We start from the raw sequence: 18,913 nt of genomic DNA, 5'->3' as shown, positions 1-18,913 counted from the left end.
TGGCTGCTGTACGCTCGATGGGGAAAGGAGGTGGACGATGCCCGTCCCACCCGTCGGCGCGCGCATCCGCGAAGAGCGCCTCAAGCGCGGCGTCACACTCCGCGCCCTGGCCCGCGCCGTCGGCGTGTCCGCGAGCATGGTCTCCCAGATCGAGACGGGCAAAAGCCAGCCGTCCGTCAGCACCCTCTACGCCATCACCCAGTCCCTGGGCATCTCCATAGAAGACGTCTTCAACGCCACCCCTGGCGACATCCCGCCCCCGGAGCCCGCGCCCCCAGCGGCGTCGCCCGTCCCACAGCCCGCCGCAGCCCCCGCCATGGTGGTCACGGTTCCGTCCCCCGGCCCGGAAGACGCCGCCCCGTTGCCCGCCGCTCCACACGCGGCGCCCGTCGAAGGGGCCGGTGACGAAGCGGCCGCCGACGGAAAGGCCGTGAGTTCAGCGGCGGCCGAGACTCTTTCGTTCATGGGGCCGTTGCTGCGGTCTGGGGAGCGGGAAGTGCTGGAGCTGGAGTCGGGCGTGACGTGGGAGCGGCTGGGGCATGTCCCCGGCACGAACGTGGACTTCCTGCTCGTCACCTACGCGCCGGGCGGGTCGTCGTCCGGCTCGGGAAAGCTCATGCGGCACGGGGGCGTCGAACACGGGTACCTCCTCGAAGGCGAGCTGACGCTCACGCTGGGCTTCGAGACCCACCGGATGCGGCCGGGCGACTCGGTGTCGTTCCCGTCGGCCACGCCGCACCGCTACCACAACGAGGGCGACGTCCCGGCGGTGGGCGTCTGGTTCGTCCACGACACCGAGACCCCTTGGCCTCCGGCCCATTAGGGAGGGCGAACATGGACGTCGGCTGGATCGGAACGGGACGCATGGGCACGGCCATGGTCGAGCGACTGGCCGACGCCGACGTGAACGTGACCGTCTGGAACCGCACCATCGCCAAAGCCGAACCGCTGCGCGACCACGGCGCGGCACTCGCCGGTTCGCTCGCCGAAATGCGCGGCAAGCAGGTCGTGTTCACGATGCTCACCAACGACGCGGCCCTCAGAGCCGTACTGACGGGCGACGACGGGCTCCTCACAGGCACCGACCGGGTACCGGATGTCATCGTCGACTGCTCAACAGTGTCACCGGACACGTCGGCAGCCCTCCGCCAAGAGTGCGCGAAGCACGGAGCCGCGTTCCTCGCCGCTCCCGTCAGCGGCAACCCCGGGGCCGTCCGCGCGGGACGGCTCGCCATCGCCGTGTCCGGGCCCCGGGACGCCTACGACCGCGTGGCCCCGCTGCTCGAACGCATCGGCCGCTCGGTGAGCTACATGGGCGACGGCGACTCCGCCCGCCTGGTGAAGATCGCGCACAACCTGCTGCTGGGCGTGCTGACGCAGGGGCTGGCGGAGATCACCGTGCTGGCGGAGAAGGGCGGCGTCCCCCGGCACGCCGTTCTGGAGTTCCTCAACAACAGCGTGCTGGGCTCGGTGTTCACCCGCTACAAGACGCCCGCGTTCGTCAATCTCGACTACACGCCGACCTTCACCCCGCCGCTGCTGGAGAAGGACTTCGACCTGGGCCTGTCCGCGGCCGAGGGGCTGGGCGTGCCCATGCCCGTCGTCGAGTTGACGGCCCGCCTCGTCCGGTCCCTCGTGGAGAGCGGCCGCGTGGAGCAGGACTTCGCGGTCCTCCTGGACCAGCAGGCCGCCGCGGCCGGTGTGGAACTCGAACCCGAGAACGTCACCGTGGACGACGGCCTCCAAGGCTGACCGCCCCGCGACCCCGCCGGCCGCCGAGCCGTCCGCCACGCTCAGGGGCCGCCGACCTCACTCGGGCCGGCGGCGCCGCCGGGGGCGATGAGGGCGTCGCCCAGGGGGGTGCGGTGGTAGAGGACGGTGCGGCCGGTGCGGGTCTTGGTCACCAGGCCGGAGGCGGCCAGGACGGCGAGGTGGCCGGCGGTGCCGCCGAGGCTGGCGTCCAGGCGGGCGGCGAGCTGCGTCGTGGTGGCGGGGGCGGCCAGGGCGAGCAGGAGGCGGGCGCGCGTGCGGCCCAGCAGGCGGCCGAGGGTGTCGGGCGCTGGGGGCGGACGGCGCTCCCAGAGCACGGACAGGCCGCGCGCTCGGTAGAAGAGGGTGTTGGGCCAGTCGCGTTCGAGCTGGGCGCCCAGGTCGGAGAAGACGGTGGGGACGAACAGCAGGCCCGCCCCGGCCAGGCGGTAGCGGCCGGAGGACAGCAGGCCCGCCAGTTCGATGACGCCGCGGTCGGCGCGCCAGCGGACGCGGGGCGACAGGTCGTCCAGGGCGGCGCCCCAGCCGTAGGTGGCCAGGCGTCCGGCGCGGTAGATCAGGTCCTGGTCGAGGATCGCGCGCAGGACGGGCCACTCCGGGGCGATCAGGGCCGTCCAGGTCTTCTCCAGGGCGGCGGCCAGCAGTTCCACCATGCCGGGTGCCGAGAGGACGGCGCGCACCTGCGGGTCGGGGGCGGGCAGGCCGGCGAGGTTGCGGGCGACCTCGGTGCGGGCCAGGTCGGGCGGGGTGGCGCGGACCTGGGCCAGTTGCTCGCCGATGGTGGCGTTCGGGCGGTTCGGGGGCGGGGAGACGAAGTCGGCGATGTAGCCGCGGTTGCGTCCCAGGTGCGCCAGGGCGCGGACGGCGGGGTCGTCCATGAGCCCGGCGAACGTCGTGCGGGCGCGGGACGCCCATGACCGCAGGTGGCCGGGCGGGACGCGGCCGATGAGCACGCCGAGGGCGGTGTGCACCTCGATCAGGGGGGCGATGGCGAAGCGGCTGGCCGCCATGTCCCCCGGACCGACCTCGATCTCGATCATTGTTTCGCTCCTGAGCGAAACGTTAGCCCTCCCGGGGGCGTGTCGTGACGATCGCTCGCATGACGTATCGCGCGGTCTTCGGGGTCGGCGAGTTCCGGGTGCTGTTCGGGCTGCACACGTTGTTCGTCGTGGGCGACACGGTGCGGATGCTCGGGCTGTCGGTCCTGGTGTACGAGGAGACGGGGTCGGCGCTGGCGTCCGCCCTGGCCTACGGGGCGGGGATGCTGCCGTACGTGGTCGGCGGCGCGTTCCTGCTGTCGCTGGCCGATCGGGTGCCGCCGCGGCCGTTGCTGGTGGGTTTCCACGTGCTACGGACGGGGGTGACGGCCTCCCTGGCGCTGGGCCTGCCGACGTCGGCGGCGATCCTGCTGACGGCGGTGGCCGGGCTGTTCGCGCCGGTCGCGACGGCCGCGGCGACGGCCGTCCTGCCGGATCTGCTGCCCGGTGACCATTACGTGCTGGGACGGTCGCTGTTCACGATGACGGCGGCGGGGGCGCAGATCGGCGGGCACGCGGCGGGCGGGCTGCTGCTGCTGGCGGTCGGGCCGGAGGGGGCGCTGTGGCTGGCGGCGGGCAGTTCCCTGGTGGCGGCGGCGGGCGCGCGGGCGGGAGTGCGCAGGCGGCCGCCGAGGAAGGTCGCGGTCGGCGCGTCGGTGCGGGAGACGTGGCGGGTCAACCGGGTGCTGATGGCCGATCGCGGGACGCGGGGCCTGATGCTCGCCCAGTGGCTGCCGATCTCGCTGGCGGTGGGGTCCGAGGGCGTGGTGATCCCGTACGCGGCGCACCTGGGACGCCCCGACGCGGCGGGCGCCATCCTCGCCTCCTACGCCGCCGGGATGCTGGCGGGCAACATGGTCGTCGGGCGCGCGCGCAACAGGGAACGGCTCGCGCTGCCGCTGGCGATCATGATGGGCCTGCCGCTGCTGGTGTTCGCGGCGCGGCCGGGGGTGGCGGCGGCGTGCGCGCTGGCGGCGCTGTCGGCGTTCGGGCTGAGCTACGAGCTGGGCCTGCAGCGCAGGTTCCTGGACGCGGTGCCGCACGACATGCGCGGCCAGGCGCTCGGCCTGGCGAACATCGGTGTGATCACCGGCCAGGCGGCGTGCGTTGCGGCCGCCGGGGCGCTCGGCGAGGTGCTGCCGCCGGGCACGGTGATGGCCCTGTTCGGGGCGGCGTCGGCGGTCGCGGCCGCGGCGCTGGCGCGCACCCTGCGCGAGCCCGCGGCGGGCCGGCCGGCATGAACCGGCACGCCGCGGGTACCCGTGCTACCGCTGGAAGGGGAAGCGGTCGGCGAAGGCGGGTTTGAGATCGTCCAGCCACACGGCGTCGGGGTCGTACTCGGCGAAGAAGGGGCGGTTGACCAGGTCGGCGTCGCGGCACTGGATGAAGTGCAGCGCGAAGACCTTCTGGCCGGCCAGCTCGACGACGCCGTCCACGCACACCTTGCCGGGGGTGGCGGACATGGACGGCCCGCGGACGGTGCGGGAGATGCCGGAGACGTTCTTGTAGGCGTCGCGGAAGATGTCCACCGCCCGGGCCAGCGGGACGGCGAAGTAGTCCTGCGGCCCGGTGTCACGCTCCACGAACATGTAGTACGGCACCATGCCCATGCGGGTCTGCTGCCGCCACATGTGCTCCCACACGCGGGGGTCGTCGTTGATGGTGCGGATGAGCGGGGCCTGGGTGCGGATGACCGCGCCGGTGTCGCGGATGCGGCGCACCGCCTCGGTGACGACCAGCGGCTCCAGCTCGCGCGGGTGGGTGAAGTGCGCCTGGAAGGCCAGGTTCTTGCCCGACTCCACGACCTGCTCGAACAGCCGGAGCATGTCGTCGGCGTCGGGGTCGGTGACGAACTTCTGCGGCCAGTAGGCCAGGGCCTTGGTGCCGATGCGGATCGACTCCAGCTGCTCCAGCTCCAGCAGCGGCTCGACGTAGCGGCGCAGCACCGGCTCGCCCATGATCATGGCGTCGCCGCCGGTGAACAGGACGCTGGTGACCTCCGGGTGCGCCCTGACGTAGTCGCGCAGCTGGAGGGCGTCGTCCCCGGCCATCTTCAGGTCGGGCTCGCCGACGAACTGCGCCCACCGGAAGCAGTAGGTGCAGTAGGCGTGACAGGTCTGCCCCTGTTTGGGGAAGTACAGCACGGTCTCGTCGTACTTGTGCTGGAGCCCGGGGATCTTGCCGTCGCCGAAGCTGGGGATGTTCAGCTCCAGCTGCCCCGCGGGATGCGGGTTGAGGCGCATGCGGACGGCGTGCGCGGCCGCGTCGATCTCCGCCTTGGGGGCGTCCCGGCGCAGCAGGTCGCTCAGGTGCGCGACGTCGTCGGCCGGGAGCATGTCCGGCTGCGGGAACACCAGCCGGTAGACGGGGTCGTCGGGGGCCGCGGACCAGTCGATGAGCTCCTCGACCACGTAGGCGTTGGTCCGGAAGGGCAGGACCGTCGCCACGGCCCGGGTGGCGAGCCGCTGTTCGGGGGTCAGCCCCGCGCGCGCGGTGAGCTCGTCGAGGTGCTTGGCCGTGAAGGCGCGGAACTTACGACCGGTGGATCGCACCGCGGGAGCCGCGTCGTTCACCAATGTCACGTGTTGGTACTCCTTGACTGTCAGCGGGGAACGCACCGGTCGGCGCGTCGTCACGGTGGGTGATCCCGGCGGGGCCCGCCGCCGGTGCCGGTGGTCGAACCCCCGTGGATCCTAAAGAGATACCCCTCTCACGGTACAAAGATGCTGGTCAACCACAAGCCTGACAAACTGCGACATCATCGGACAATCTAGCCGTCGGATGCATGATCGATAACGGGTCGTGCAATAGCGCGGGCCCCGGCGTCCCTATGCTGGGCAACGTCACAGCCGCGGATGCCGTGCCGACACAAAGGGGGGCACGTGGACGCACCGGAGCGCGACCGCGACCAGGGCGTGCCGGCCGTCGCCGTGCCACTGGCCGGCCTGGCGGCCGTCACCTACAGCACCTTCCTGCTCGAACATCTCCTCAGTCCCGACATCGACGTGGTCAACAGCTACGTCAGCGAGCTGTCGGCCGTGGACCAGCCGTACCACTCCGTCTACAGCGGCGGGGATTTCGCCACCGGCGTACTGACGATCATCGTGGCGCTCGTCGCGCTGCGCGCCACGTGGGGGCTGCGCTGGGCCGTCACCGGCTGGATCCTGCTGGCCCTGTTCGGGCTGTGCGCCATCGGCGACGCGGTGTTCCCGCTGGACTGCGCGCCCAGCCTGGAGTCGGGGTGCGCGCTGCGCGAACGGTCCGGCAACGTGTCGTTCTCGCACGAGTTCCACGCCGTCACCAGCAGCCTGGTGATCGCCTTCGGGGTGGCGGCGCTGGCGGCGCTGGCGATCGCCGCCCGCCGGTACGGGCGCTGGCCCGCGCTGGCCCGCTGGGGCCTTCCGCTGGCGGCCGTCGAGACGCTGCTCGCGCTGGCCACCATGGCGGCGATGGTGGAGGGCCGGTGGCTCGGGATCATCCAGCGCGGCCAGATCGCCGTGCTGGTGCTGGGGCTGCTGGCCGTCACGTGGGCGCTGGCCCAGGAACGGCGCGCCGCCCGGCGCCCCGCCGAATCCCCGGCAGCGGAGGAGGCGGCGCTGTGAGCAGGGTCGAGTACGCGGGAGGCGAGCAGGTCCACGTGGTCGCGCGCGGTCCCGCCGACGGCCCGGTCGCGCTGCTGACGACCGGGCTCGGCGGGGCCTGGTTCGACTGGACGCGGGTGGTCGACCTGCTCGCCGGACGGCACCGGACGATCGCGTTCGACCGTCCCGGCCTCGGCCTCAGCCCGGCCGGGCACGCGCCGCCCAGCCTGCGCCGCGACCTGCGGATCCTGGAGGACCTGGCCGAGGCGGCCGGGTCGCCGGTGGTGCCGGTGGCGCACTCGATGGCCGCCTTCCCCGCCGAGGCGCTGGCCCGGCTGCGCCCGGACCTGGTCGCCGGGCTGGTGCTGGTCGACCCGAGCGCCGAACGCGACCCGCGCGTGCGGCTCCGCAAGGCCGCCGCGCTGACCCCGCTGACCACGGCGCTGGCCCGGCTGCTGGACGCCACGCGGCTCGCCGGGATCGTCGGCCCGGCGGGGCGCCGGCTGGTGCTGCGCCGCACCAGCCGCCGCGGCGACGTGGCGTCCCCGGCCCTGATCAGGCGGGTGTACGGGCGGGGAACGGTGGCCGGCACGGTGCTGGCCGAGAACCTCGCCTACCGCGAGATGGCCCTCGACCTGCACCGGCTGCGCCGCCGCCGTCCCTTCCCGCCCGTCCCGCTGGTGGTGCTGACCGCGCTCGGCGACCAGCACACCCGCCGCCGCGCCGAGCAGTGGAGGAGAACCCATGAGGAGCTGGCCGCGATGAGCCCGCACGGACGCCAGGTGGTGTTCCGCGACGCCCGGCACATGCTGATGATCGACGAGCCGGACGCCGTCGCCGCCGCGGTCGCCGAGGTGACGGGACCCGAGGGCGCCGCCGGGGCCGCCCCAGAGGACCGCGCGTGCGGCGGCTGAGCGCCGTCCTGCCGGCCGCGCTGCTGGTGCTGACGCTCAGCGGCTGCGACGTGATGAAGCGCATCTCCGAGGGCGCCTACCGCAACGCCGTGGCCGACGGCGCCGCCGTCGAGCTGGGCGAACGCGGTGTCCGCCTCCAGGGGCGCCTGTCGTGCGCCACGCCGGAGGGCGGGCCCGAGTCGGTGATGCGCATCCGCTGCACGGGCCGTACGGCCGAGGGGGCGCCCGTCGTGGTGACGGGCGTCGCCACCGAGGCCGACACCCGGCGTCCACGCGAGCGCTACGTCATCACCGTCGGCGGGCGGAGCCTGATGACCGCCGACTGCCTGGGCCGCGCCTGCACCTGACCGGCCGCCGCGCGCCGGGCGGCTTGCACATCGGCGCGGCGGGCGCACGCGGTGACGGCGATGAACCCGCAAGGACACCGCATGGTCAGGGAAAATCTCGGCGCGGCCCGGCATGCCCGGCCGCCGCCGGGTGACGTCACAGCCGTGAAGATCACGCGGGTCAGAGCCTTGGTCGTCGGGATCGCCGCCCTGGCGGTGGCGGGCGTGGTCACGGGCGTCGTCTACCTGGTGCTCGCCGGCCGCGGAGGGCCTCGGTACGGGAGCCAGGACGAGCTTCGCCGGGCCCTGCCGCGGACCGCCGCCGACGAGCTGCGGGCCCGCGGCGTCACCCTGCACGGCGCGCTGCGCTGCCGCGACATCCCCGGCTGGACCGAGGAGCGGCTGCGGGTCGGCTGCGAGGGCGTCACCGGCGACCGCAGGGCGGTGCAGGTCATCGGCACCGGCGACGACCACACGCGGCAGAACTACTTCACGATCCTGGTGGACGGGCGTCCGCTGGTGCAGAACAGCTCCTGCCTGGGCGAGGACTGCCGCGCGACCGGCGGCTGACCCGTACCGGGACCCGCTCGGCCCCCGCCCGGAAGCCGCGCCGCGAGCGCGACACGGCGGCGCCCGGAGGCGACCCGGCGGTCACGGCATCCGGGCGGACGGCCTACCATGCGATGAGCTGCCGTCATCGCCGTCCGGCATCGGGGCGGCGCCGCAGCACCCGTCGGTCTCCCCCGCACGGCGCCGGGGAGACGCCCGGGAGACGCCCGCACACGCCTGGAGCCCGCTCTGGAGACACCCTGGAGCCCCACATGACCGGCCGAGCCGAGCCGTCGCACCGCACGGCGCGGCGGGCAGGGCCCGCCCCGGTCGCGGTGGACACCATGGGCGGCGACCACGGCCCCGACGAGATCATCACGGGTGCGGTGGCGGCGGTGCGCGAGCACGGGGTCCGGCTGGTGCTGGTCGGGCAGGCGCCGCGGATCCGGGCCCGGCTGGACCGGCTCGGCATGGCCGGGCGCATCCCGATCGTGCACGCCGACGAGGCGCTCAGCATGGACGAGGGCGCGCTGGCCAGCTGGCGCAAACCGCGCTCGTCGGTGGCGATCGCCTGCCACCTGGTCAAGCAGGGCCGGGCGTCGGCGCTGGTGTCGGCGGGCACCACCGCGGGCGTGGTGGCCACCGCGCGGCTGCGGCTCAAGGGCCAGCAGGGCGTGATGCGCCCGGCGATCGCGGTGACGCTGCCCACCCGCCCGCGCCCCACCGTGCTCCTGGACGCGGGTGCCACCGCCGACGTCAAGCCCGAGACGCTGGTGCAGTTCGCCGCGTTCGGCACCGCCTACGCGCAGGTGCGGCTCGGCCTGGCGCGGCCCCGGGTGGGGCTGCTGAACATCGGCGCCGAGCCGGGCAAGGGCGACAAGGTCACCAAGCGGGCGTACGAGCTGCTCGCCGGGGGCCAGCCCGGCATCGAGTTCGCCGGGAACGTGGAGGGCGACGGCCTGCTGAGCGGCGCCGTGGACGTCGTGGTCACCGACGGGTTCACCGGCAACGTGGCGCTGAAGACCCTGGAGGGCGCCATGCGGATGGCGTCCGCCGAGGTCCGCTCGGCGCTCACCGCCACCCGCACCGCCCGGGTGGGCGCGCTGCTGCAGCGCCGCCGCCTGCTCGGCCTGCGCGAGCGGTTCGACTCGGAGACCTACGGCGGCGGGGTGCTGCTCGGCCTGAACGGCACGGTGGTCATCGCGCACGGCGCCTCCCACGCCCGCGCCATCGCCTCGGCCTGCGCGCTCGCCCACGACCTGGCCGCCGGACGCATCGTGGAGAAGGTCCGCGAGCAGGTCGCGGCGACCCGCACGTCCCGGTTCGGCCGCTGGACGCACGGCGACCGCGACGACCGGGCCGCCGAGAAGGACAGGGCAGCCGAGAAGGACAGGGCCGCCGAGGCGGCCCCCGCCGAGCCGTCCGCGGAGCCTCCCGCCCCCGGCGAAGGCGCCGCCGAGAATCCCCCGAAGCAGCCGGAGAGGGCCCCCGACGAGGAGAACCCGCCGCCCCCGGCCGAGTTAGCGGCGGCCGAGCCCGCCGAGCGACCGGAACTCGTCGCCGAAGGGCAGGAGCCGCCCGCGGGCACCTGACCCGCCGCCTGACGCCGCCGAGCCCCGGAATTCGTTACCGGGGCATGGGGGCGCCCCCGATAACCTTGGGCCATGCCCGATCCACAACTCGTCCTCGCCGCCCGGGTCCGGGACGCGCTCGCCGCCGTCCTCGGGCCGTCCCACGCGGACGCCGACCCGGTCATCCGGCCGTCGCAGTTCGCCGACCTGCAGGCCAACGCCGCCCTGGCGCTGGCCAAGAAGGTGGGGCGCAAGCCGCGAGAGCTGGCCGACGAGATCGTGGCGCACCTGGACACCGGCGACGTCATCGCCAAGGTCGAGGTCAGCGGGCCGGGCTTCATCAACCTGACGCTCAGCGACACCTGGATCGCCGAGCAGACCGGCCGGGTGCTGGCCGACGAGCGGCTGGCGGTGCCGCCGGTCGAGTCGCCGCAGAAGGTGATCGTCGAGTACTCCTCGCCGAACGTGGCCAAGGAGATGCACGTCGGGCACCTGCGCACCACGATCGTGGGCGACTCCATCGCCCGCATCCTGGAGTTCCTCGGGCACCACGTCGTCCGCGACAACCACGTCGGCGACTGGGGCACCCCGTTCGGCATGCTCATCGAGCACCTGCTCGACCTGGGCGAGGAGGCGGCGGCGCGCGACGACTCGTCGGTGTCGGACCTGACCGCGTTCTACCAGGCCGCGCGGCAGAAGTTCGACGGCGACCCGGCGTTCGCCGAGCGGTCGCGGCAGCGGGTGGTCGAGCTGCAGGCGGGCGACCCCGAGACGCTGCGGCTGTGGCAGATCCTGGTGGACGTCTCCAAGCGCTACTTCAACTCCGTCTACGCGCGGCTCGGGGTGACGCTGAGCGACGACGACATCAAGGGCGAGAGCTTCTACAACGACATGCTCGGCCCGACCGTCCAGGAGCTGGAGGACAAGGGCATCGCCGCGCTCAGCGACGGCGCGCTGTGCGCGTTCCCGCCCGGGTTCACCGGCCGGGACGGCGAGCCGCTGCCGGTGATCATCCGCAAGCGGGACGGCGGCTACAACTACTCCACCTCCGACCTGGCCACCGTCCGGTACCGGGTGGACGTCGAGCACGCCGACCGGATGATCTACGTGGTGGGCGCGCCGCAGGCGCTGCACTTCCAGATGGTGTTCGCGGTGGCCCGGATGGCGGGCTGGCTGAACGAGGAGGTGCGGGCCGAGCACGCCCAGATCGGCAACGTGCTGGGCACCGACGGCAAGATCCTGCGCACCCGGGCGGGCGGCACCGTCAAGCTGGCCGAACTGCTCGACGAGGCCGTCGAGCGGGCCGGCCGGGCGTTCGACGAGGTGCCGCACGAGGAGGCGTTCGACGAGGCCACCCGGGCGGAGATCGTCGAGGCGGTCGGCATCGGCGCGGTCAAGTACGCCGACCTGTCGGTGGCCCGCGACAGCGAGTACGTCTTCGACTTCGACCGGATGATCGCCTTCAAGGGCAACACCGGCCCGTACCTGCAGTACGCGGCCGCGCGGATCCGGTCGATCTTCCGCAGGGGCGGCGTGGACCCCGACACCGCCACCGGCCCCGTCAAGATCGGGCACCCGGCCGAGCGGGCGCTGGCGCTGCGGCTGCTGGGCTTCGGCGCGGCCGTCGCGCAGGCCGGTGAGTCGGCCGAGCCGCACAAGCTGGCCGCCTACGTGTTCTCGGTGGCGGACGCCTACACCTCGTTCTACGAGAACTGCCCCGTCCTGCAGGCGCCCGACGAGGAGACCAAGGCGTCGCGGCTGGCGCTGTGCGCGGCGACCCTGCGCACCCTGGAGACCGGCCTTCACCTTCTCGGAGTGCCCACCCCCGAGCGCATGTGACACCGCGCGAGCGCATGTGACGCCGCGCCGGGCGCGCGTCCGGCGGCCTGCCGGGTCGTCCTGCCGCAGGTTCTCTACTGCAGGTAGTTCTCGACCTCGCCGGCCGGGCGCGGCTCGGCGTCGTCGGGGTTCTGGCCCGCCGCCCGGCGGGCCCGGCGCTGGCGCAGCAGGTCCCAGCACTGGTCGAGGGCGACCTCCAGTTCCCGGAGGCGCTGGTGCTCCTCGGCCCCGCTCAGTTCCCGTCGCTGGTACCGCTCGCGCAGCCGCTGCTCCTCGGCGACGTAGTCGCCGATGCGCTCGAAGATGGCCTTCTCGTCCATGGGATCTCCGCCCCGGGTGTGGAGCGGCGGCGAAGCCCCGTCCCGCGGGCCCGTGCCGCGAGGCGTTCGCGGCACGTTGCGCGGGCCGTGCCGCGACGCGTCGCGCGGAACGGCGAGACGGGGCGACGCCGCCGGTCAGGCACCCTCTTGCGAGCCGCCTCCGCCGCCGGACAGCCCGGACAGGAACCCTCCGTCGGTGGTCGTGGAGTGCGGCAGGCCCAGGTCGGACTTCGGCTCGACGTGCGGCGCCTGCTGTTCGGGCGCCGGGGTCTGCGTCGTCTGCGTCGTCTCCTCGGCGGGCCGCTCGGGCGCGGCCTGCTCGGCCGCGGCGGTGGTCGACCGGGCACGGGTCGCGCGCGGCTTGGCGGCGGTCGCGGTGCGGCGCGTCGTGGCCGCCTTGGACGTGCCCGCCGTCTTGCGGGTCGTGCCCGCGGCGCGCGACGAGGTCGTCGACCGGCGTGCGGTCGTGGTGCCGGTCGTGCCGCGCCGGGTGCCGGTGGTCGCGGCCTTGGCGCGCGAGGTCGTGGCGCGTCCGGTCGTGCCGCGTCCGCTGGTGGTGCGTCCGGCCGTCGAACGTCCCGTCGTCGAGCGTCCGGTCGTCGTGCGTCCGGTGGTCGTGCTGCGCGAACGCCCGGCGGCCGTGGTGCCCGTCTTGGACGTGGTGGACCGGCGCCCGGTCGTCGTCCCGGCGGACGTCGGCGGCTTGACCTTGGTGATGGCCGTGGCCGCGGAGCTCATCGCCCTGGCGGCGTCGGCCATCGCCTTCGTCGCGGTCGTCATCGCCTTGGTCATGGCGGTCATGGCCTTGGCCGACGAGGACGCCTTGGACGCCACCGACTTCATCTGGGTGGCCGCCGACTTGGCCTGCGTCGCGGCCTGGGTCACCTTGTTGGCGGCCGCGGTCTGCGTGCGGCTGGCGCCGGTCGTGCCGGCGCCGCGCGACGTCGTCGCCCGGGACGTGGTCGCCCGGGACGTCGCCGGCTTGCGCGCCGTCGTGGTCCGCCGGGTGGTGCCGGTGGACCGCGACGTGGTGCCGCGCCGCGCGGTGGTCGTGCCGGTGCTCCGCCGGGCCGTGGCGGTGGTCCGCGACGCGGTGGTGGTGCGCGCGGCACTGGTGCGCTTGCCCGCGGCCGCGCCCTTGGCCGCCGTCTTCGCGGCGGTCTTCGCCGCTCCCTTGGCGGCGCCCGTGGCGGCGCTCGCACGCTTGGTCGCGCCGCGCGTCGCGCTTTTGGCCGCACTGGTCGCGCTCTTCGTGGCGCTCTTGGCGGCGCTCTTCGTACGACCGGCCGTACCTCGGCTCGACGTCGTACGCGATGCGGTTCTGGTAGCCACTGATCTACCCCCCGTGATGATCAGTTGTGGGGGGACTATTCCACTGTTGGTCGGGCTCTACACACCGTCCGCTTGCACACTCTCCGAGAATGCCCAGCTCAAACGCGTCAGACACCCACCGGATGCCACACCGTCTTGGTTTCCAGGAACGCGGTCAGGCGCCGCGTGCCAGGGGCGCCCGTCCAGTCGGCGCCGGTGGGGCGCAGCACGCGCTTGAGGTTGCCCGCGGCGGCCTCCTCCAGCGGCCCCACCTCCTCGTCCGGGACGCCGGCGAGGTCGAGCGCGTTGACGTCCAGGTGCGAGGCCAGCCACGGCGCGAGCTCGGCGCGCCGTCCGGTGAGGATGTTGACGACGCCGCCGGGCAGGTCGGACGTCGCCAGCACCTCGGCCAGCGTGACGGCGGGCAGCGGCGCCGGCTCGGACGCGACCACCACGCACGTGTTGCCGGACACGATGACCGGCGCGACGACCGACACCAGCCCCAGCAGCGGCGAGTCGGGCGCGACCACGCCGACCACGCCGGTGGGTTCCGGCGTGGAGAAGTTGAAGTACGGCCCGGCGACGGGGTTGGCCGCCCCGGCGACGGCGCCGAGCTTGTCGGCCCAGCCCGCGTACCACACCCAGCGGTCGACGGCGGCGTCCACCTCGTCGGCCGCCGCGTTCTTGCCGAGCCCGGCGGCGCGCAGCTCGTCGACGAACTGCGCGTGCCGTCCCTCCAGCATCTCGGCGACGCGGTAGAGGATCTGCCCCCGGTTGTAGGGGGTGCGCCCCGACCAGCCGCCGAACGCCTTGCGGGCCGCGCTCACCGCGTCCCGCACGTCCTTGCGCGAAGCCTGGGAGGCGTTGGCCAGGAAACGGCCCTTGGCGTCGTTCACGGGGTAGGTCCTGCCGGACTCGGACCGGGGGAAGGCTCCCCCGACGAACAGCTTGTAGGTCTTACGAACGGCCAGCCTCTGCTCAGACATGTTCTCTGTGGGGAGACGACCCCCCACACCCCCCGGCTTAGACATTGAGGTACGCCTCCAGCCCATGCCGCCCGCCCTCGCGGCCGAACCCGGATTCCTTGTAGCCGCCGAACGGCGACGTCGGATCGAACTTGTTGAACGTGTTGGCCCACACGACCCCGGCGCGCAGCCGCTCGGCCATCCACAGGATGCGCGAGCCCTTCTCCGTCCAGACCCCGGCCGACAGTCCGTAGGGGGTGTTGTTGGCCTTGGCGACGGCCTCGTCGGGGGTGCGGAACGTCAGCACCGACAGCACCGGCCCGAAGATCTCCTCGCGGGCGATGCGGTGCGACTGCGCGACGCCGGTGAACAGCGTGGGGGCGAACCAGTAGCCGCGGTCCGGCAGCTCGCACGGCGGGGACCAGCGCTGCGCGCCCTCCCGCTCGCCGACCTCCGACAGCATCCGGATCTTCTCCAGCTGCGCGGCCGAGTTGATGGCGCCGACGTCGGTGTTCTTGTCCAGCGGGTCGCCGACGCGCAGCGTGGCCATCCGCGTCTTCAGCCTGTCGAGCAGCTCCTCGGCGACCGACTCCTGCACCAGCAGCCGGGACCCGGCGCAGCACACGTGCCCCTGGTTGAAGAAGATCCCGTTGACGACGCCCTCCACCGCCTGGTCGAGCGGCGCGTCGTCGAACACCACGTTGGCGGCCTTGCCGCCCAGTTCCAGCGTCAGCTTCTTGCGCGTCCCGGCCACCGACCGCGCGATCTGCTTGCCGACCTCCGTCGACCCGGTGAACGCCACCTTGTCGACGCCGTCGTGCTCGACGAGCAGCCGCCCGGTCTCGCCCGCGCCGGTGACGACGTTGACCACGCCCTTCGGCAGGTCCGCCTGCCGGCAGATCTCGGCGAACACCAGCGCGGTCAGCGGGGTCGTCTCGGCGGGCTTGAGCACGACGGTGTTCCCGCACGCCAGCGCCGGGGCGATCTTCCAGGCCAGCATCAGCAGCGGGAAGTTCCACGGGATCACCTGCGCGGCCACGCCCAGCGGCCGCGGGTCGGGCCCGTACCCCGCGTAGGAGAGCTTGTCGGCCCAGCCGGCGTGGTAGAAGAAGTGCGCCGCGACCAGCGGCAGGTCCACGTCCCGCGACTCGCGGATGGGCTTGCCGTTGTCGATCGACTCCAGGACGGCCAGCTCGCGCGACCGCTCCTGGATGAGCCGGGCGATCCGGTACAGGTACTTGGCGCGTTCCCGGCCCGGCATGGGGCCCCAGACGTTCTCGTAGGCGGCGCGCGCGGCGGCCACGGCCCGGTCCACGTCCTCGGCGCCCGCCTCGGCGACCTCGGCCAGCACCTCCTCGGTGGCCGGGTTCACCGACTTGAACGATCGTCCGTCCGCCGGGTCGGTGAACTCGCCGTCGACGAACAGCCCGTACGACGGACGGATGTCGACGATCGAGGCGGACTCGGGCGCGGGCGCGTAGTCGAAGTTCATCACGTCAGTCCACGGTGAAGTAGTCGGGGCCCTGGTACACGCCGTCGGCCAGCTTGCGCCGCTGCATCAGCAGGTCGTTGAGCAGGCTGGACGCGCCGAGGCGGAACCACTCGGGGGTCAGCCAGTCCGGCCCGGCGGTCTCGTTGACCAGCACCAGGTGCCGGATCGCGTCCTTGGTGGTGCGGATGCCGCCCGCCGGCTTCACCCCGACCTGCCGTCCCGTGGCGGCGCGGAAGTCGCGCACCGCCTCCAGCATCACCAGCGTCACCGGCAGCGTCGCCGCGGGCGACACCTTGCCCGTGGAGGTCTTGATGAAGTCCGCGCCCGCCCGCATCGCCAGCCAGGAGGCGCGCCGCACGTTGTCATAGGTGACCAGCTCGCCGGTCTCCAGGATCACCTTCAGGTGCGCGTCCCCGCACGCCTCCCTGACCGCGGCGATCTCGTCGAACACCTTGCCGTAGTCGCCCGCGAGGAACGCGCCCCGGTCGATCACCATGTCGATCTCGTCGGCGCCCGCCTCGACCGCGGCCCGGGTGTCGGCGAGCTTGGCCGCCAGCGGCGCCCGCCCGGACGGGAACGACGTCGCGACGCTGGCGACCTTCACGTCGCTGCCCCTCAGCGCCTCCACGGCCACCCCGACCAGGTCGGAGTAGACGCAGACGGCGGCCACCCGGGGCACGGCAGGGTCGTCGGGGTCGGGCCGCAGCGCCTTGGCGCACAGCGCCCGCACCTTGCCCGGGGTGTCGGCGCCCTCCAGCGTCGTCAGGTCCACCATCGCGATCGCCGCGTCGATGGCCTGCGCCTTGGCGGACGTCTTGATCGAACGCGTGGCCAGGCGCGCGGCCCGCTCCTCCACGCCGACCTGGTCCACTCCGGGCAGGCCGTGCAGGAAGTCGCGCAGCTCCGCCGCACCGGCAACAGTCTCCGTTGACACGCCCCCAGCATCGCCTACGCAACCCACCTGCACAAAACGGACCCGCCTCCGAACGGCTCCGCACCCGGCCGCGCGCCCTCACCGACCACCGGACGGCGGCACGGCGAAGCCCACCGCCATCGGCAGGCGCGGGTCGGCGAGGACTCCCGCTATTCGCCCTCGCCGAGCACGGTGCGGCGGTAGTGCTCGGCGATCTCGTCACTGGTGGTCAGCCAGACGTCCGGCTGCGCCGCCAGGTACTCCAGCGCCTGGTCGAAATACTTGGCCCGGAACGCCTGACCGATCGCGAAGGGGTGCACGGCCAGCGCCATGACCCGTCCGCTGTGCTCGGAGTCGGCGCGCAACTGCTCGTACTGGTCCTTGACGAGCTGCAGGAACTGCGGCCCGGTGGTGCCGTTGCCGAACAGCATGAGGTCGTTGAGCTCGACCGTGTACGGGACGCTGATCACGCCGGGCACCCTCAGCGGGTAGGGCTGGTCGTCGTTCGTCCAGTCGAGCACGTAGCTCAGGCCCAGCTCGGCGAGCAGCGCGGGCGTGTTGAACGTCTCGGTCAGCCCCGGGCCCATCCAGCCCCGCGGCCGCCGTCCCGTTCCCTCCGCGATGGTGTCGACGATCTCGGTGAGGACCCGGCGCTCCTCCTCCAGGTCCATCCCCGTGTGCAGGACCGAGTTGGTGCGCCCGTGCGCCAGCCAGGCCCAGTCCCGCTCCACCCCGGCCTTGATGATCTGCGGATAGTGGTGGACGACGTCGGAGTTCAGCAGCACGCTCGCCCGGACGCCGTGCCGGTCCATGCTCTCCGCCATCCGCCAGATGCCCACCCGGACCCCGTAGTCGCGCCATCCGAAGTTGAGCGCGTCCGGAACCAGGTCCGCCGTCCCCGGCCAGATGCTGGTGGACGGACGGTCGATCAGGAAGTGCTCGACGTTGAGACCGACGTAGAAGGCGACCTTCTTGCCGCCGGGCCAGCTGATGGACGGACGCTCGGTGATCGGGCTGTAGTCGTAGAGCTCGTTGTTCGCCATGCCGGTACGGTAAAACTTGACATTGATGTGAAGTTCAAGCCCGGGAGGCCTCACATGCGGATCGGCGAACTCGCCCGGCGCACCGGCGTGAGCACACGCTCCCTGCGCTACTACGAGCAGCAGGGCCTGCTGGTCCCCGACCGCACCTCCGGCGGTCAGCGCGACTACCCCGAACAGGCGGTCGACCGGGTCATCCGCATCCAGGAGCTGTTCGCCGCGGGCCTGCACAGCAAGAAGATCGCCGAACTGCTCCCCTGCATGCGCGACGCGGACGGCGGCCCCTCCGAGATCGCCACTCCCCGCCTCGTCACCGACCTGATCGCCGAACGCGACCGCATCGACCGCATGATCAACGAACTGACCAACTCCCGCGAGATCCTCGACCAGGTCATCGACACCGCGGCGCAACACCACTCCTAGCCCCGGCGACCACACAACGTCACACGCGAACCCCCTCGACGTCATAGGGTGACGTCAAGCTCGCAGCGGCGACACCCTGCACGCCGGCTGACCGATGAGGATGGTGGCATGAGGCCGTACGACCGACTGCGCCCCACAGCGATCGAAATCATGGAACGCCTGGACGCCTATGGCGTGGAGTTGGACGACCAGGGAGTCCACGTGATGACGAGCCCGGTCAACCGGCATGAGCTGGCCACCAGCCGCCTGCAACGCCAACTGCAGCCTCAGTTGGCGTCAGGCATGCTGGCGCACGCCGGGACGGCCGAGATCGACGATCCGATCACCGGCAGGATGCGCAAGCCTGATCTGGTAGTGATTCCCGAAGCGGCTTTGGAGCGTCCGGGCGAGACATATCTGCGTCCCGCGGATGTCGAACTCGTCGCCGAAGTCGTATCCGAGCCGAACCCGGACAACGACTACGAACGCAAGACCGTCGACTACCCGGCAATGGGGATCCCCACCTACATGATCATCGACCCGCGCAAATCAACGGTGACGGTGTTCAGCGGCCCGGCCCGCGGCCCCGACGGCATGCGTTACCGGGTCCGTCACGACTACGTGTTCGGTGACGAGGTCACCGCAGGCGGTTACACCATCGACAGCGGCAGGTTCCTTCCCTACGAGGATGCCGAGACCTCGAACGAGCGCTGAGCGGTGGCCGATATTCGGACGGTCGTGTAGATGGTTTGATCCGAAAGGTCGCCCATCCGGCCTTCGCTCGCCGACTAGATGCTTGATTCCAAGGGCGGAAGCGTGCGGATTGCCTGCGGACATGCGACGAGGGTGTCCAAGATCGATTTGTGACGAAAGACCTGGACAC

General features: G+C 72.8%; 18 protein-coding genes and 1 pseudogene. 11 read left to right on the top strand and 8 right to left on the bottom strand.

Annotation, left to right across the window (positions count from 1 at the left end; translation table 11 throughout):
* Nucleotides 1–37: 37 nt before the first annotated feature.
* Entirely contained in the window at nucleotides 38–823 is a 786-nt protein-coding gene (locus ABZ801_RS36285) for an XRE family transcriptional regulator (RefSeq protein WP_360707064.1), read from the top strand.
* Between the two features lie 11 nt (nucleotides 824–834).
* A complete protein-coding gene (locus ABZ801_RS36280) occupies nucleotides 835–1,752 on the top strand; it encodes an NAD(P)-dependent oxidoreductase (RefSeq protein ID WP_360707061.1) in 918 nt (305 codons plus the stop codon).
* Nucleotides 1,753–1,793: 41 nt separating this feature from the next.
* Here the strand turns inward: ABZ801_RS36280 and ABZ801_RS36275 are convergent, their stop codons facing one another.
* On the bottom strand, nucleotides 1,794–2,810 hold the full coding sequence (locus ABZ801_RS36275) for a helix-turn-helix domain-containing protein (protein WP_360707058.1): 1,017 nt from the start codon (nucleotides 2,808–2,810) through the stop codon (nucleotides 1,794–1,796).
* 59 nt (nucleotides 2,811–2,869) lie between these two features.
* Here ABZ801_RS36275 and ABZ801_RS36270 point away from each other — a divergent pair, with 59 nt between their 5' ends.
* Nucleotides 2,870–4,048 carry an MFS transporter gene (locus ABZ801_RS36270; protein ID WP_360707055.1) on the top strand — a complete coding sequence of 393 codons (1,179 nt, stop codon included), beginning with the start codon at nucleotides 2,870–2,872 and terminating at the stop codon, nucleotides 4,046–4,048.
* A gap of 24 nt (nucleotides 4,049–4,072) precedes the next feature.
* Here the strand turns inward: ABZ801_RS36270 and ABZ801_RS36265 are convergent, their stop codons facing one another.
* Nucleotides 4,073–5,389, bottom strand: coding sequence for a lysine 2,3-aminomutase (locus ABZ801_RS36265; protein WP_360707052.1), 1,317 nt, complete (start codon nucleotides 5,387–5,389; stop codon nucleotides 4,073–4,075).
* A gap of 300 nt (nucleotides 5,390–5,689) precedes the next feature.
* Here ABZ801_RS36265 and ABZ801_RS36260 point away from each other — a divergent pair, with 300 nt between their 5' ends.
* From ABZ801_RS36260 to argS, 6 genes and pseudogenes are all read left to right on the top strand, one after another.
* Nucleotides 5,690–6,409, top strand: coding sequence for a DUF998 domain-containing protein (locus ABZ801_RS36260; protein WP_360707049.1), 720 nt, complete (start codon nucleotides 5,690–5,692; stop codon nucleotides 6,407–6,409).
* Nucleotides 6,406–7,302 carry an alpha/beta hydrolase gene (locus tag ABZ801_RS36255; RefSeq protein ID WP_360707046.1) on the top strand — a complete coding sequence of 299 codons (897 nt, stop codon included), beginning with the start codon at nucleotides 6,406–6,408 and terminating at the stop codon, nucleotides 7,300–7,302. Before ABZ801_RS36260 ends, ABZ801_RS36255 begins: the two co-directional genes overlap by 4 nt.
* Complete coding sequence (locus tag ABZ801_RS36250) at nucleotides 7,290–7,649, top strand: hypothetical protein (protein WP_360707043.1); 360 nt, start codon at nucleotides 7,290–7,292, stop codon at nucleotides 7,647–7,649. Before ABZ801_RS36255 ends, ABZ801_RS36250 begins: the two co-directional genes overlap by 13 nt.
* A gap of 81 nt (nucleotides 7,650–7,730) precedes the next feature.
* Nucleotides 7,731–8,198 carry a hypothetical protein gene (locus ABZ801_RS36245; protein ID WP_360707041.1) on the top strand — a complete coding sequence of 156 codons (468 nt, stop codon included), beginning with the start codon at nucleotides 7,731–7,733 and terminating at the stop codon, nucleotides 8,196–8,198.
* 251 nt (nucleotides 8,199–8,449) lie between these two features.
* Nucleotides 8,450–9,481 (top strand): annotated as a pseudogene (plsX, locus tag ABZ801_RS36240) (phosphate acyltransferase PlsX); the annotation flags it as partial.
* Between the two features lie 360 nt (nucleotides 9,482–9,841).
* Nucleotides 9,842–11,587, top strand: a complete 1,746-nt coding sequence (argS, locus tag ABZ801_RS36235; protein WP_360707038.1) for an arginine--tRNA ligase — start codon at nucleotides 9,842–9,844, stop codon at nucleotides 11,585–11,587.
* A gap of 74 nt (nucleotides 11,588–11,661) precedes the next feature.
* Here argS and ABZ801_RS36230 read toward each other — a convergent pair whose 3' ends face one another.
* The 6 genes from ABZ801_RS36230 to ABZ801_RS36205 all read right to left on the bottom strand — a co-directional run bounded on the left by ABZ801_RS36230 (nucleotide 11,662) and on the right by ABZ801_RS36205 (nucleotide 17,631).
* Complete coding sequence (locus tag ABZ801_RS36230; protein WP_344959666.1) at nucleotides 11,662–11,907, bottom strand: DUF2630 family protein; 246 nt, start codon at nucleotides 11,905–11,907, stop codon at nucleotides 11,662–11,664.
* A 135-nt stretch (nucleotides 11,908–12,042) separates the two neighbouring features.
* Nucleotides 12,043–13,239, bottom strand: a complete 1,197-nt coding sequence (locus ABZ801_RS36225) for a hypothetical protein (protein WP_360707034.1) — start codon at nucleotides 13,237–13,239, stop codon at nucleotides 12,043–12,045.
* A gap of 107 nt (nucleotides 13,240–13,346) precedes the next feature.
* Nucleotides 13,347–14,204, bottom strand: a complete 858-nt coding sequence (locus tag ABZ801_RS36220) for an aldehyde dehydrogenase family protein (protein ID WP_360707032.1) — start codon at nucleotides 14,202–14,204, stop codon at nucleotides 13,347–13,349.
* A 37-nt stretch (nucleotides 14,205–14,241) separates the two neighbouring features.
* Nucleotides 14,242–15,675: an aldehyde dehydrogenase family protein gene (locus ABZ801_RS36215; RefSeq protein ID WP_360707029.1), complete on the bottom strand. Its 1,434-nt coding sequence runs from the start codon at nucleotides 15,673–15,675 to the stop codon at nucleotides 14,242–14,244.
* A gap of 4 nt (nucleotides 15,676–15,679) precedes the next feature.
* Nucleotides 15,680–16,609 (bottom strand): deoxyribose-phosphate aldolase, encoded by a 930-nt coding sequence (gene deoC / locus ABZ801_RS36210; protein WP_360707027.1) that lies wholly within the window; start codon nucleotides 16,607–16,609, stop codon nucleotides 15,680–15,682.
* A 149-nt stretch (nucleotides 16,610–16,758) separates the two neighbouring features.
* Entirely contained in the window at nucleotides 16,759–17,631 is an 873-nt protein-coding gene (locus tag ABZ801_RS36205; protein ID WP_360707024.1) for a polysaccharide deacetylase family protein, read from the bottom strand.
* Nucleotides 17,632–17,685: 54 nt separating this feature from the next.
* On the opposite strand from ABZ801_RS36205, the gene ABZ801_RS36200 reads away from it, so the two are divergent.
* Together ABZ801_RS36200 and ABZ801_RS36195 are read left to right on the top strand one after the other, a co-directional pair.
* Nucleotides 17,686–18,051: a MerR family transcriptional regulator gene (locus ABZ801_RS36200; protein WP_344959678.1), complete on the top strand. Its 366-nt coding sequence runs from the start codon at nucleotides 17,686–17,688 to the stop codon at nucleotides 18,049–18,051.
* A 108-nt stretch (nucleotides 18,052–18,159) separates the two neighbouring features.
* Nucleotides 18,160–18,744 (top strand): Uma2 family endonuclease, encoded by a 585-nt coding sequence (locus tag ABZ801_RS36195; protein ID WP_360707021.1) that lies wholly within the window; start codon nucleotides 18,160–18,162, stop codon nucleotides 18,742–18,744.
* Nucleotides 18,745–18,913: the final 169 nt, after the last annotated feature.

The organism is Actinomadura sp. NPDC047616, from assembly GCF_040642915.1.
GTDB classification, from domain to species: Bacteria; Actinomycetota; Actinomycetes; order Streptosporangiales; family Streptosporangiaceae; genus Spirillospora; species Spirillospora miaoliensis.
Note: the sequence above shows the minus strand (reverse complement) of the source record. Positions and strands in the feature narration are given on the sequence as shown.

Excerpts from the sequence above, each read along its gene's own strand:
- ABZ801_RS36285 (WP_360707064.1), top strand. The coding sequence starts at position 38 with ATGCCCGTCCCACCCGTCGGCGCGCGCATCCGCGAAGAGCGCCTCAAG.
- ABZ801_RS36280 (WP_360707061.1), top strand. The coding sequence starts at position 835 with ATGGACGTCGGCTGGATCGGAACGGGACGCATGGGCACGGCCATGGTC.
- ABZ801_RS36275 (WP_360707058.1), bottom strand. The coding sequence starts at position 2,810 with ATGATCGAGATCGAGGTCGGTCCGGGGGACATGGCGGCCAGCCGCTTC.
- ABZ801_RS36270 (WP_360707055.1), top strand. The coding sequence starts at position 2,870 with ATGACGTATCGCGCGGTCTTCGGGGTCGGCGAGTTCCGGGTGCTGTTC.
- ABZ801_RS36245 (WP_360707041.1), top strand. The coding sequence starts at position 7,731 with ATGGTCAGGGAAAATCTCGGCGCGGCCCGGCATGCCCGGCCGCCGCCG.
- argS (WP_360707038.1), top strand. The coding sequence starts at position 9,842 with ATGCCCGATCCACAACTCGTCCTCGCCGCCCGGGTCCGGGACGCGCTC.
- ABZ801_RS36230 (WP_344959666.1), bottom strand. The coding sequence starts at position 11,907 with ATGGACGAGAAGGCCATCTTCGAGCGCATCGGCGACTACGTCGCCGAG.
- ABZ801_RS36220 (WP_360707032.1), bottom strand. The coding sequence starts at position 14,204 with ATGTCTGAGCAGAGGCTGGCCGTTCGTAAGACCTACAAGCTGTTCGTC.
- ABZ801_RS36215 (WP_360707029.1), bottom strand. The coding sequence starts at position 15,675 with ATGAACTTCGACTACGCGCCCGCGCCCGAGTCCGCCTCGATCGTCGAC.
- ABZ801_RS36205 (WP_360707024.1), bottom strand. The coding sequence starts at position 17,631 with ATGGCGAACAACGAGCTCTACGACTACAGCCCGATCACCGAGCGTCCG.
- ABZ801_RS36200 (WP_344959678.1), top strand. The coding sequence starts at position 17,686 with ATGCGGATCGGCGAACTCGCCCGGCGCACCGGCGTGAGCACACGCTCC.
- ABZ801_RS36195 (WP_360707021.1), top strand. The coding sequence starts at position 18,160 with ATGAGGCCGTACGACCGACTGCGCCCCACAGCGATCGAAATCATGGAA.